Genomic DNA, 12955 nt, shown 5'->3' on the forward strand with positions numbered 1-12955 from the left:
AGCGGCGCTTGAGATTTGCGCAGGGAGAGGCTCGACATGCCTGATCAGGAGAATAACCCGATTCTGGCGCAGCCTGCCGCTGCTGCGGTTGGCGCGTCCACCTTGCCGGCGTACGCGGATTGCGCGGCGGCGGTCGCTACCGGCAAGGAGACCGGCGTCGAACGGATCCCGGCCGTGGTACCCCAGCTCTCGACGCCATGTCCCGAGTTCTCGGCGATCCTGCAACTTATGCCGGTCGCGTTACGAATCGAGAGCTACCTTCGTCACAACGCCGAGGCGATCGATCAGCAGGCCAAGCTGAAGCGGGAGGCCACGATCGCCAATCTTTGCCTTCTGGGAGCCGGGATCGTGAGCGCCCTGGTGCTGCTCACAACCTCACTGGCGCCGAAAAGCGCGCCTCAACTCTATGCCCTGGGGCTTGGCATCATCGCCCTGGGAGCAGTTGGAGCCTATTACAATCACATCGCCCGCGATCAGGCGCGAGCGGGACGATGGCTTGCCGAACGTGGCGAGGCCGAGCTCGCCCGCCTCGACGTCTTCAGGGAGGCGGCGCGGCGGGCTGCCGATGCCGGCCCGCGCGTCGCCTTGTACGCGCTGGCGCTCGTCATGACTCACCTGCTGAACGACCAGAGACTCTGGATGGTCGGCCGAGCCGCGCGGCATCGCACATCGTCCGTGCGCACCAGCCAGCTGAGCGGCCTCGCGGTGGCGCTCGCCTTCGTCGGTGGCAGCGGCGCCATCGTCGCCAGTCAATCCGAGTATGCTCTGTGGCTCGTCCTGGCCGGAACCGTGGGAGCCGCGCTGGCCGCCTATGCCACCAATCGCGAGGCGTTGCTGCGCGATCGCGCCAATGCAGAGCGCTACGAGAAGGCGGTCGTCGCCCTCGACCGGCTGGCCGAGCGAGTCGACGACATTGCTAGTCGTCTTCGCGCAGGTGAATCGCAAGCCGTGGTCGCCTTCACCGACGCCGTCGCCGACCAACTGTCGAGCGAGCACAAGCTATGGCTCGAGGGAACCGCCCAGGCCGATGCGGTGCTCGAGAAGCTCGACGGGCAATTGCGCCAGCTGGCAGCCGAGCGCAATCCGAGGGATCAGAACAGGTAACGAGCCTTCGCCCCGTCGCGACGACCCGCAACGGGCTGCGATCGCAACCCTCAGCGCGCGCCGACTCGCGGGATGGTCGGTGCCACCGCCATGGCAAGGTCGGCGAGGCGGCGGTGCCCGCATCGCGTCATGACCTCGCTGAACGCGATCTCGGCGTCGCCCTGACGTCCGACGATGACCACCTCGTCGCCCGGCGCGGCGTCCGGGATGCCCGAGACATCGACCCGGACATGCTCGATCGAGATCGCTCCGAGGATGGGCGCGGAGCGGCCGCGGATCAGCACCCGGCCGGCATTGAACCGGGGCAGACCGTCGCGCGTGCCGAGCGGCAGCACGGCAAGGCGCATTCCGGGAGTCGACGGAAAGGGCATCTGGTCGGGATAGGAAGGCGATATCGCCGCCTTCACCTGGAGGATGCGGCTGGTGATGGCGTCCAGAGCCGGACACACGCCGAAATCGATGCGCGCTGCCGCGGCGCCCCGGGATCCGAACAGCAGGCCGCCTGGATCGACCGCGTCGTATTCGATGCCGGGCAGCAGCACCAGCGAGGCGCTGGAGGCCAGCATGCGCAAGGGCATCGGGGCGCCCGTCCTGGCCAATGCCGCGACGACGGCATCGAAGCGGCCGGCCTGCCAGCGCAGGAACTCATCGGTCACGTTCGCCGGCACCTGCAGATGGGTGTAGAGGCCGGTCACCCGCAGGTTCGGCAGGCTGCGGACATGGGCGACGAAATCGGCGGCCTGCTCGGCCGGCACGCCAATCCGTTCGAGGCCGACATCGACCTTGACGAAGACGTCGAGGGGGCGCGTCGCGAGCCGGGCATATGCGGCGGCTTCGTCGGCATCGACCAGGGTCGGAATCAGGTCGTGGTCGAGGGTTGCCTGCACCGTCTCGCGGCTGGCGAGATGGCCGGCATAGAGCAGGATCGGAGTCCGGATTCCGTGGTCGCGCAAGGCGATCGCGTCAGCCTGGTCGGCGACCGCGATACCGTCGACGCCGTCGGCGGCAAGGACGGCGGCGACCTGCTGCAGGCCGAAGCCGTAGGCGTCGCCCTTGAGCGCGGCGAATATTTTGGTGCCGGGTCGGAGCTTCTGGCGCACCAGCCGCAGATTGCCGGCGATGGCCGCCAGATCGCAGACGAGCCGGTTGGGACGAAGGGAAGGAAGAAGCTCAGGTCGCATGCGGGTCACCCGTTGTTGCTGCAGACGCGCCGGAGTCAGCGCGTCCGGTAAGAGTCGGCCGAAAGCCTGAAGTGTCGCCGTCCTATGGCGGCAGAGGGATCATGCTCATGCGGACCGCGGGCGAGACGCCCGCTGAAGCGCTTGAGCGGGCGAGACGCCCGCGGTCCAAGAGCATGCCATGCGCGAACGGTCTGCAGGGGATGGCTCTACTGCTGCTGGAGCAGGGCGCGCTCCTGCGGTCCCGGCACCCCGAACCAGCGCTGCCCCTGCGGCGATCGCAGCAGCGCGGTCGCCCGACTGCCGTTCTCGCTGAACAGGACCTGCAGATGGTTGTCGCCGCAATCGCGCGGCTTGCACACATCGGCCGCCAGGTAGGTCGCGCTGCCGGTCTGCACTCGCTTCGACGGGCCGCAGACGCCGTTGCCGGTCTTCCGGAAGACGATGATCCACTCATCGACATTGCGCTCGTTGGCGAACAGGGCGTCGAACGAGTTGCGGAAGGCTGGCCGCTTCAGGAGATCGAACAGGTAGGGCGCAGTCTGCGCCCAAACTCGCCAGGGCGAGAGCAGCAAGCCGAGCACCGCGACCGTCGCGATCGAGACGTGTCTTCGCTGCCAGCGATCGGTCTTTCGCATGGCCTCGCCCCTCAGCTTTCGGCGGCCGCGGGTGTTGCGGCGGCCAGCTCGACGCAATGTCGCATGACGTCGGCGCCGGTCTCGTTCCAGGTCGTGATGCCGCCCGCCATCACGACCTGCACCAGCCCCTCGGCGAGCTCGGGCAAGGTCAGGCCGAGCCGCAGCGCGGCGGCGGCGTGGTTCTTCGCCCCGTTCTTCTGGCCGATCAGCGTATCGAGAAGCGCGAAGATCAATTCCTTGGTCTTGAGGTCGAGCGCGCCGCCGGCTGCCCTGTCGCGCATGATCGTGCTGCGGATCAGGCCATAGCCGGCAAAGGCTCCCGGTGCATGCTCGGCCAGCAGCCTGAAATTGTCGGGCACGCGCCCGAAGGTCGCCTCGAAGCTCGCGACCCCCGCTTGTTTCGCAGCGTCGATCAGATCGTCCCCGGCCATTCGCTCCCCGACTCCTTGCCGATCATGGCGTCGATAGTGCCCCAAATCATTCGGGCTAGCCAAGGGATCGCCAATTGCGGGGCGAAGGCCGGGAAGGGTCCAGGATTACGCCCCGCGCTGCCCAATCATCCATTCCAGAAGTATTATTATGGGGAATTAGCAGATTCCATTTGCGCTTCGTTATCTTGTCCAAAGTCTCCAATTCTTCCCATTCGACTAAATCGAGACCAAGTCTTAGAAATTCGGCTCGATATCGCGTCTTATCGGTGACATCGAGCCGGTGTTCATCGCGCCGTGCGGGCCGGCGAGGAAGGCGGTGAGCTAGCTCGGCGATCTCGTCGGGCCGGATGTGGCGCTTGATCGCCATGAAGCCGTGCATCAGGTCGGCCATCGACCCGTCGGCCGGGTTCATGCCGGCGTCGGTCGGGCCGGGCTGCACGCTGTTCACCGTGATGCCGCGTTCGCCGAAGTCGCGCGCGAGCCCGCGCACCATGCCCTGCATCGCCGACTTGGTCAGCGCATAGGCGGCGCCGGCGGCGAACGGCATGCGGTCGGCGTTGATCGAGCCGATGACGATGATGCGGCCGTCGCGGTTCATGCGCCGCGCCGCCTAGACGGCGGCGTGATAGGGCGCCCGTACATTGACGTCGATCATCCGATCGACCGCATCGGCGTCCTGAGTGAGCGGATCGCCCAACACCAGTGCCCCGGCAACGATGACCAGCACGTCGAGGGCATGGAAGCTCTTCGCATAGACGAATTGGCGAGTGCTGGAAAAGTAGTGCATGCCCTTGCGTGCAGGAAATGGGTTCGTGGCGCTGCGGCATCGACGCGGCGATGCGCACCCTGCCTTGCGCGCGACGCATGTCCTCGCTGCCGCGTTCATTGTTGGAACGGCAATTGCAGGATAGGCTTTCGCAGGGAATGCGGAGGGGTGATCATGCTCGACAAGTCTGAATTCAGTCGCGAACCGGGACTGACGCGGCGCGACCTGCTCAAGGCGGGTGCAGCCGTCGGTGCGGCCTCGGCGACAGTCGGTTCAACGAGTGGCTCGGCGCAGACGCCGTCGACCATCGTGTTTGCCAATCCGGTCGAGTTCGACACGCTCGATCCGCATACGGTGTTCGATTACAGCCGCGTGGCGACGCGGCTCAATTTCTACGACGGCCTCTATCGCTGGCTCGACAACCCGCCCAAGCTGACGCCGTGGCTCGCCGAGAGCCACACCGTGTCGCCGGATGGCCTGGTCTATCGCTTCAAGCTCAGGGCCGGCGCCAAGTTCCACGACGGCAGCCCGGTCACCGCCGACGATGTCGTCTATTCGATCGAGCGCGTGATCGGCATCAACAAGGGCTCGGCTGTCCTGTTCACGCCGGTGGTCAAGCCCGGCTCGACCAAGGCGATCGACGCCGGCACGGTCGAGTTCACGCTGACCAGGCCGTCGGCGACGTTCATGTCGACGATCCCCGAGTTGCACATCGTCAACGCCAAGGTGCTGAAGGCCAACACCAAGGACAACGATTGGGGCCAGGCTTGGCTGTCGAGCAACGTCGCCGGCTCCGGCTCCTACAAGCTCGAGAAGCATGATCCCGCGGTCGGCGTCACCGGCACGCGCAATGCCGATCACTTCATGGGCTGGCCAGGCAAGCACGTCGACCGCATCGACCTGCGCACCGTGCGCGAGCAGTCGAGCCAGGTGCTCGGCCTGATCAAGGGCGACTATCATGCGCTCGACGGCTTCCTGCCGGCCGACGCGCTCGATCGCCTGCGCAAGGCCAACACGGTGCAGATCCTCGAGCAGCCCTCGATGCGGCTGTTCATCCTGCATCTCAACAACCAGCGCGCCCCGCTCAACGATGTGCACGTGCGCCGCGCGATCAGCATGGCGTTCGACTACAAGGCCTTCATCACCGACATCCTGAAGGACACCGCGGTGCGCAATCCGGCGCCGGTGCCGGCCAACCTGTGGGGCTATCCCAAGGACGTGAAGGGCTGGGACTTCGACATCGACAAGGCCAAGGCGGAGCTGGCCAAGGCGCAGGTCAAGATCGACCGGCCGCTCGAGATTCACACCTTGACCGGCCTGTCGCAGAGCGAGCAGGCAGGCCAGCTCATGCAGGCCGGCCTGCGCAAGCTCGGCATCGAGAGCAAGATCATCGCCGAGACCTGGCCCACCCTGTCGGGCAAGACGCGCAGCAACGAGACGACGCCCGACATCTGGACCAACTGGATCTCGACGCTCTACGCCGACCCGCACAACTGGGTGGGCGAGATGTACAACAGCAAGAACTGGGGCAACTGGAAGACCGGCTCGTGGTACAAGAATGCCAAGGTCGACGAGCTGATCGACAAGGCCTTCACCTCCAACGACCAGAGCGTGCGCGACGCCGCCTACCAGGAAGCGGCGCGCATCGTCGTCGACGAGGCGGCGAGCGTGTTCATCTACAACACCAAATGGTACGGGCCGTTCGCCAAGCGTGTTCAGAACGTGCGTTTCTGCCCGGTCGGCAACGGGCAGGATTTCCGTTGGGTGAACATGGGGTGAGAGCGCCGAGACTCTCTGCCTCCCCCGTAGTCGGGCAGGGCATTCGCATATCACGCGCCGCCATTCATTCTCCTCCCCAGCTTCGCTGGGGAGGTGTCGCCGTCTTCGGCGACGGAGGGGTCATGAGTCACAATCGCGATGCTCATGACCCCTCCGTCCGCGATTACGCGGACACCTCCCCAGCGAAGCTGGGGAGGAGAATGAAGAACGCGCCCAAATGCGAATGCACCGCGTAAGCGGGGAAGGTGATCGAAGAACATGATCGCGCTCTCATCGAATGATCGTCGCGCTTTCGAAGCGAGCGGTTGGATGGCGTCATGAAGCCCGGCAGCCTCCTCGCCCTGTGGAAAGGCCAAAGCGTCTGGGCCTTCGCGTTGCGCCGGTTGGCCTGGAGCGTGGCGACGGTGGCGGGCGTGGTCGCGGTCACCTTCCTGATCAGCCACATCATACCCGCCGATCCTGCCGCGCTGATGGCGGGCGAGCGCGCGACCCGTGAGCAGATCGAGGCGCTGCGCCAGCAGCTGGGGTTCGATCGCCCCGTGCTGGTGCAGCTCGGCGATTACTATCTGCGCCTGCTGCAGGGCGATCTCGGCAAGAGCCTGTTCACGTCGCGGCAGATCTCGGCCGACCTGATGGGCCGCCTGCCCGCTACCATCGAGCTCGCGCTGGCGGCCATGGTGATCACCGTCGGGCTCGGCGTGCCGATCGGCGTGGTATCCGCGCTGCATCGCAATTCGTGGCTCGATCACGCCGTCCGTGTCGTCACCATGTCGAGTCTCGCGATCGCGAGCTTCTGGTTCGCCATCATCCTGCAGCTCTACTTCGCCATGGAGCTCGGCTGGCTGCCGCTCGGCGGCCGCCTGCCGCCCGACCTTGCCGCACCGCCGCCGCTCACGCGTCTTTACCTCGTCGACGCCCTGCTGGCCGGCGACATCGCCACCTTCGGGACGGCCTCCGCCCATCTCGCCCTGCCCGCCGTGACGCTGGCGCTGCCGGCCATGGCCACCATCGTGCGCTTCACCCGCGCCGGCATGCTCGACACGTTGAACAAGCCGTTCGTGCATTACGCCCGCGCGCTCGGCCTGCCCGAAGCGCTGATCGTGTGGAAATACATGCTGCGCAACGCGCTGACCTCGACGGTGACGCAGATCGGCCTGATCTCGGGCGCCCTGCTGGGCGGCGCCGTGGTCGTCGAGGCCGTGTTCGACTGGCCGGGGCTCGGCTACTACGCGGTGAACTCGATCGTGATGTCCGACTACAACGCCGTGCTCGGCGTCACGGTGTGGGTGGCTCTCATCTACATCGTGATCAATCTGTCGGTCGATATCCTGCACCGCCTGATCGATCCGCGCGGGACCGGCTGATGGGCAGCGAGACCATGCTCGTCCTGCGCAAGCTGGTGGAGGACCGGCTGGCCCTCGTCGGCCTGCTGATCGTGCTCCTGCTGATCGCCAGTGCCCTGTTCGCGCCCTGGCTGGCGACCCATCCGGATGCCGTCACCGAGTTCAATCCGGCCCATCGCCTGCGCCCGCCGGGCGGCGAGTATCTCCTGGGCACCGACCGCCTGGGCGGCGACATCTTCAGCCGCCTGCTCTATGGCGCCCGCGTCACCATCGTCATCGCGCTGATCGCCGTCGGCGCCGCCGTGCTGATCGGCGTGCCGCTCGGCCTGGTCGCGGGTTTCAGCGACGGCGCGCTCTCCACGGCGATCATGCGGCTTACCGACATCTTTCTCGCCGTGCCGCAGATCATCCTGGCGATTGCCATCGCCCAGACCCTGGGGCCGAGCCTTCCCAACGTCATCCTGGCGCTGTCGGCCACCTTCTGGCCGTGGTTCACGCGGCTCGTCTATGCCGAGACGCGCTCGGTGCGCAACGAGACCTTCATCGAGGCGACGGTGGCGCTCGGCGCCTCGCCGGCGCGCGTGGTGTGGCTGCACGTGCTGCCCAACATCATCTCGCCGATCATCGTGCGCATCACGCTGGGTCTTGGCTTCACCATCCTGACGGCGGCAGCCCTGGGCTTTCTCGGCCTCGGCGCGCCGCCGCCGACGCCGGAATGGGGCCGCACCATCGCCGAGAGCCGCGAGTACCTGCCCGACGCCTGGTGGTATGCGGCGGCCCCCGGCATCGCCATCTTCCTGGTGGTGATCGGCTTCAACATGCTGGGCGACGGCCTGCGCGACGTGCTCGACCCGCGCATGCGCCGCGCCGGGAGGCCGCGTGACTGACCTCCTGTCGGTGCGCGATCTCGAGGTCAACTATCACACCGAGCGCGGCGTGGTGCGCGCCCTCGACGGCGTGTCGCTCGCCATCGGACAGGGCGAGGTGGTCGGCCTGGTGGGCGAGTCGGGCTGCGGCAAGTCCACGCTGGCGCGTGCCATCCTGGGTGTGCTGCCGGCACCGGCGTCGGAAGTGGTGACCGGTACGATCCTGTTCGCCGGCCAGAACCTGCTCGACCTCTCATCGGTGGAGGTCGGGCGCCGCATTCGCAGCCGGCGCATCGCCTTCATCCCGCAGGATCCGTTCGGCTCGCTCAACCCGCTGTTCACGATCGGCCAGCAGATGACCGACCTGATGCAGTGGAAGTCGCCTGTTGCGCCTGACAAGCCGGGCCGCGGCTGGCCAACGTTGCTGGCGCCCTATCCGGCCCAGCGCAAAGCGCAGGATCGCCAGGCCATCCTCGACATGCTGGAATCGGTGCAGATTCCCGAGCCGGCGCAGGTGCTGAGCAAGCTGCCGCACGAGCTGTCGGGCGGCCAGCGCCAGCGCATCGTCATCGCCATGGCGCTGCTGCCGCAGCCCGAGCTGATCATCGCCGACGAGCCGACCACCGCCCTCGACGTCACCATCCAGGCGCAGATCCTGCGCCTGCTCCATCGCGAGGTGAAGCGCCGCGGCGTGTCGGTGCTGTTCACCACCCACGATCTCGGCACGGCCTGGGAAATTTGCGACCGTGTCGTCGTCATGTATGCCGGCCAGGAGGTCGAGGTCGCGCCCAACGAGGCGTTCTTCGCGGCGCCGCGCCATCCCTACACCGCCAAGCTGCTGCAAAGCCTGCCGCGCGCCGACGGTGTCGCCCAGGACATCCCGGGCGAGATCCCGAGCCTGATCGCGCCGCCCGCCGGCTGCCGCTTCAACCCGCGCTGCGAGCACGCTTCCGCGCCCTGCCGCACGACGCGCCCGCCCACGGTCGGCGGCGATCACAAGGTGCGGTGCTATCATCCGGTGGCTCAGCCTCTTGCCCAGCTTCGCTGGGGAGGTGCCCCGTCTTACGGGGCGGAAGGGTCATGAGTCACAAGAGACAGCGGTACCATGACTCGTGACCCCTCCGTCGCGTCCGACGCGACACCTCCCCAGCGAAGCTGGGGAGGAGGAAATCCGCTCCTCGACGTCCGTGGCCTCGCCCATCGCTTCGTGCTCAAGGACGGGCGCTCGGTGCGCGCGCTCGATGGTGTCGATCTCACGGTCGAGACCGGCGAGATCCTGGGCATCGTGGGCGAATCAGGCTGCGGCAAGTCCACGCTCGGCAAGACCCTGATCGGCGTGCTGCGCGCCGACGACGGCACGGTGCATTTCGAGGGCACGCCGATCCATGGCCTGGCCAGGCCGGCGCTGCGCGCCGTGCGTGCCCGCCTGCAGTACGTCTACCAGGATGCCGGCGCCGCGCTCGATCCGCGCTGGACCATCGCGCGCTCGCTCGACGAGGCGCTGGTGATCCATACCAGGCTTACCCGCCCCGAGCGCAATGCGCGGGTGCGCGAGACCCTGGCGTCGGTTGGGTTGCGCGAGGATCATCTGCCGCTCTATCCGCACGAGGTCTCGGGCGGCCAACAGCGCCGCGTCGGCCTGGCGCGCGTGCTCGCGTTGCATCCCAAGCTGCTGATCCTCGACGAGCCGACCTCGGGCCTCGACGTCTCGGTCCAGGCCACCATCCTCAAGCTGCTGCTGGCGCTGTGGCAGCAGTACCACCTCACCCTGCTGTTCATCTCGCACGACCTCGCCGTGGTGCGCAGCGTGTGCACGCGCGTTGCCGTGATGTATCTCGGCCGCATCGTCGAGATGGGGCCGACGGCCGAGATCTTCGGCAATCCGCGCCATCCCTATACGCGCTCGCTGCTCGCCGCCGTGCCGGTCCCGGGCGGCCGGCGCGTGATCGAGGAGGCATGGCTCGAAGGCGAGCCCCCCAATCCGCTCGCCATCCCCTCGGGTTGCCGCTTCCGCAATCGCTGCCCGATGGCCGCGCCGCGCTGCGCCAGCGAGGATCCGACACCACGCCTGCTCGGCCCGGCGCATGAAGCCGCCTGCCACTTCGCCTGACGTCACGTCGCATGATCATCACCTCGCCTCGTTCCAAAGGACTTCGCCCGATGCCCAATCCTCCGCACCGGATCACCCTCGACGATCTGGAAGCCTTCGCCACCGGCGCCTGGATCCTCGGCACCGGCGGCGGCGGCGATCCCTATTTCTCGTTGCTCGAGGCGCGCCAGCATTGGGGCGCCGGCAAGTCGGTCGAGCTGATCGATCCGCTCGCGCTCGACGATGACGATCCAATCGCCTGCATCGGCCAGATGGGGGCGCCGATCGCCATGCAGGAGAAGATGGTCGACGGCCCGCTGATCGCGCGCACCATCACCATGATGGAGAAACACCTCGGCCGGAAGTTCAAGGCGATCATGATGTGGGAGGTCGGCGGCAACAACGGCTTCCAGCCTTTTCTCGCGGGCTCCTTGCTCGGCCTGCCGGTGGTCGACTGCGACGCCATGGGTCGCGCTTTTCCGCGTGCCGACATGACGACCTTCGCAATTCGCGATCTGCCGGCCTATCCGTGGACCATGATCGACATCCGCAACAACAGCGTGCTGCTCACCGAGGCGGTCGACTGGACCTGGATGGAGAGCATGACCCGCAAGGTCTGTACCGCCTGGGGATCTCTCGCCGCGACCTGCAAGGCGCCGCGCACCGGCCGCGACGCCAAGGAGTCGTCCTGCCTGCACACCGCCACCAAGGCGATCCGCATCGGCCGCGCCGTTCATGCCGCCCGGCGCGCCCATGCCGATCCGGTCGCCGCTGTGGTCGACAGCGAGCACGGGCTGCTGGTGTTCCGCGGCAAGGTCACCGACGTGCTGCGCCGCGCGGCGGAAGGCTGGCTGCGCGGAACCGTGACGATGGACGGGCTCGACGAGAATCGCGGCGAGACGTTCCGCGTCGATTTTCAGAACGAATGGTCGGTCGGCTGGCAGAACGACCAGGTGCGCGTCACCGTGCCCGACCTGATCTGCCTGATGGACACCGTGTCGGGCGAGGCGATCGGCACCGAGACCATCCGCTACGGCCAACGCGTCAGCGTGATTGCCCTGCCGGCGCCCGCCATCCTGATGTCGCCCAAGGGCCTGAAGCATGTCGGCCCGCGCGCCTTCGGCTACGACCTCGACTTCAAGACCATCTTCCCGGAGGCCGTGCGATGATCCGCCTGGGCATCGATGTCGGCGGCACCAACACGGATGCCGTGCTGGTCGACGACGACAAGGTCCTGCATGCCGTCAAGACCGCGACGACCCACGAGGTCGGCGACGGCATCGTGACGGCGCTGAAGCGCCTGGTGACGGAAAGCAAGGCCGATCCCGACACGGTCGACGCCGTGATGATCGGCACGACCCATTTCACCAACGCCGTCGTGCAGCGCCGTCATGTCGCCAAGGTCGCCGCCGTGCGCATCGGCCTGCCGGCCGCCGCGACCCTGCCGCCGTTCGTCGACTGGCCGGCGGACTTGCGGGCACTTGTGCAGGGACCGACCTTCATGATCGAAGGCGGCCACGAGCTCGACGGCCGGCCACTGGCGCCGTTCGATCGCCAGGCCATGAAGGAGGCGGCGGCAAGGATCCGCGATTCGGGCGTCGAAGCCGCCGGCGTCGCCTCCGTGTTCTCACCCCTCAACGACGAATCGGAACTGGAGGCGGCCGAGATCCTGTCGGCTGTCGCGCCCGGCGTCTCGATCACCCGCTCGCACGAGCTGGGGCGCATCGGCCTGCTGGCGCGCGAGAACGTGACCCTGCTGAACGCCGCGCTGGTCGGGCTGGCGAAGCGGACCGCGGATGGGTTCGTGCGCGCGCTTGCCGAGTCGGGCATCCGCGCGCCGCTCTACATCACGCAGAATGACGGCACGGTGAGCCTGGCCGAGCAGGCGACACGCTTCCCCGTGCACTGCTTTGCCTCAGGACCGACCAACTCGCTGCGCGGCGCGGCGTTCCTGTCCGGCCTCGACGACGCCATGGTGGTCGATGTCGGCGGCACGACGTCCGATATCGGCTGCCTGCGTCATGGCTTTCCGCGCGAGGCCAACAGCAATGTCGAGGTGGGCGGTGTGCGCACCGCCTTCCGCATGCCAGACCTGCTGTCGATCGGGCTCGGCGGCGGCACGCTGGTCGATCCGGCGGACGCCGCGAAGATCGGCCCGGTCAGCACGGGGTATCAGCTCACCGAGCGTGCCCTTGTGTTCGGCGGCAGCGATCTCACCTGCACCGACATCGCGGTTGCTGCGGGCCTCGTCGATCTGGGCGAGCGCAAGCGCGTCGCCCATCTCGATCACGGGTTTGTCACCGCCGCCTTGGCGCGCTGCCACGCCATGCTGACCGAGTCGGTGGATCGCATGAAGACCGAAGCGGGCGACGTGCCGCTGATCGCCGTCGGTGGTGGCTGCTTTCTCGTGCCTGAGTCCATGGAAGGCGTCAGTCGCATCGTGCACGTGCCGCATCAGGGCGTGGCCAACGCGGTCGGCGCCGCCATTGCCCAGGTGTCGGGCGAGGTCGACCAGGTCTTCCAGAGCATGAAGCGCGAGGAGGCGCTGGCGCGCGCGCACGCCATGGCGGCGGAGCGTGCAGTACGTGCAGGCGCCGTGCGCGCCTCGCTCGCGGTGGTCGACCAGGAAGACATTCCGTTGAGCTACCTGCCATTCGACAGCTTGCGGGTGCGCGTGCGCGTCGTGGGCGATATCGAGGCGAGATGATGTTGCATTAGTCTGAAGTTCCGTTTTCGAGAGAGCAAGATTTGCTGTTGCAGC

At 67.3% G+C, this 12955-nt stretch carries 13 protein-coding genes; 8 read left to right on the forward strand and 5 right to left on the reverse strand.

Features of this window, described 5'->3' with window-relative positions; genetic code table 11:
- Nucleotides 1–36: 36 nt before the first annotated feature.
- Nucleotides 37–1104, forward strand: a complete 1068-nt coding sequence (locus ACILR9_RS20275; protein ID WP_395711772.1) for a hypothetical protein — start codon at nt 37–39, stop codon at nt 1102–1104.
- Between the two features lie 50 nt (nt 1105–1154).
- Here the strand turns inward: ACILR9_RS20275 and alr are convergent, their stop codons facing one another.
- The 5 genes from alr to ACILR9_RS20300 form a co-directional block, all read right to left on the reverse strand.
- The gene (gene alr / locus ACILR9_RS20280) at nt 1155–2285 is read right to left on the reverse strand and encodes an alanine racemase (protein WP_395711773.1); all 1131 of its coding nucleotides are present in this window, start codon (nt 2283–2285) and stop codon (nt 1155–1157) included.
- 206 nt (nt 2286–2491) lie between these two features.
- Nucleotides 2492–2920, reverse strand: coding sequence for an Ivy family c-type lysozyme inhibitor (locus ACILR9_RS20285; RefSeq protein WP_395711774.1), 429 nt, complete (start codon nt 2918–2920; stop codon nt 2492–2494).
- An 11-nt stretch (nt 2921–2931) separates the two neighbouring features.
- Nucleotides 2932–3351 (reverse strand): carboxymuconolactone decarboxylase family protein, encoded by a 420-nt coding sequence (locus ACILR9_RS20290; RefSeq protein ID WP_395711775.1) that lies wholly within the window; start codon nt 3349–3351, stop codon nt 2932–2934.
- A gap of 55 nt (nt 3352–3406) precedes the next feature.
- Nucleotides 3407–3949 (reverse strand): SDR family oxidoreductase, encoded by a 543-nt coding sequence (locus tag ACILR9_RS20295; protein WP_395711776.1) that lies wholly within the window; start codon nt 3947–3949, stop codon nt 3407–3409.
- A 12-nt stretch (nt 3950–3961) separates the two neighbouring features.
- Entirely contained in the window at nt 3962–4138 is a 177-nt protein-coding gene (locus ACILR9_RS20300; RefSeq protein ID WP_395711777.1) for a hypothetical protein, read from the reverse strand.
- A 153-nt stretch (nt 4139–4291) separates the two neighbouring features.
- Here ACILR9_RS20300 and ACILR9_RS20305 point away from each other — a divergent pair, with 153 nt between their 5' ends.
- The 7 genes from ACILR9_RS20305 (at nt 4292) to ACILR9_RS20335 (ending at nt 12901) form a co-directional block, all read left to right on the forward strand.
- On the forward strand, nt 4292–5896 hold the full coding sequence (locus ACILR9_RS20305) for an ABC transporter substrate-binding protein (RefSeq protein ID WP_395711778.1): 1605 nt from the start codon (nt 4292–4294) through the stop codon (nt 5894–5896).
- Between the two features lie 317 nt (nt 5897–6213).
- Nucleotides 6214–7260, forward strand: a complete 1047-nt coding sequence (locus tag ACILR9_RS20310; protein WP_395711779.1) for an ABC transporter permease — start codon at nt 6214–6216, stop codon at nt 7258–7260.
- Nucleotides 7260–8126: an ABC transporter permease gene (locus tag ACILR9_RS20315; protein WP_395711780.1), complete on the forward strand. Its 867-nt coding sequence runs from the start codon at nt 7260–7262 to the stop codon at nt 8124–8126. The genes ACILR9_RS20310 and ACILR9_RS20315 overlap by 1 nt, the downstream gene beginning before the upstream one ends.
- Nucleotides 8119–9189, forward strand: coding sequence for an ABC transporter ATP-binding protein (locus tag ACILR9_RS20320; RefSeq protein WP_395711781.1), 1071 nt, complete (start codon nt 8119–8121; stop codon nt 9187–9189). Before ACILR9_RS20315 ends, ACILR9_RS20320 begins: the two co-directional genes overlap by 8 nt.
- A 21-nt stretch (nt 9190–9210) precedes the next feature.
- Complete coding sequence (locus ACILR9_RS20325) at nt 9211–10215, forward strand: ABC transporter ATP-binding protein (RefSeq protein WP_395711782.1); 1005 nt, start codon at nt 9211–9213, stop codon at nt 10213–10215.
- A gap of 50 nt (nt 10216–10265) precedes the next feature.
- A complete protein-coding gene (locus ACILR9_RS20330; protein WP_395711783.1) occupies nt 10266–11363 on the forward strand; it encodes a DUF917 domain-containing protein in 1098 nt (365 codons plus the stop codon).
- Nucleotides 11360–12901 (forward strand): hydantoinase/oxoprolinase N-terminal domain-containing protein, encoded by a 1542-nt coding sequence (locus tag ACILR9_RS20335; RefSeq protein ID WP_395711784.1) that lies wholly within the window; start codon nt 11360–11362, stop codon nt 12899–12901. Before ACILR9_RS20330 ends, ACILR9_RS20335 begins: the two co-directional genes overlap by 4 nt.
- Nucleotides 12902–12955 lie beyond the last annotated feature (54 nt).

The sequence above is a fragment of the Reyranella sp. genome (assembly GCF_044224635.1).
GTDB lineage: Bacteria > Pseudomonadota > Alphaproteobacteria > Reyranellales > Reyranellaceae > Reyranella.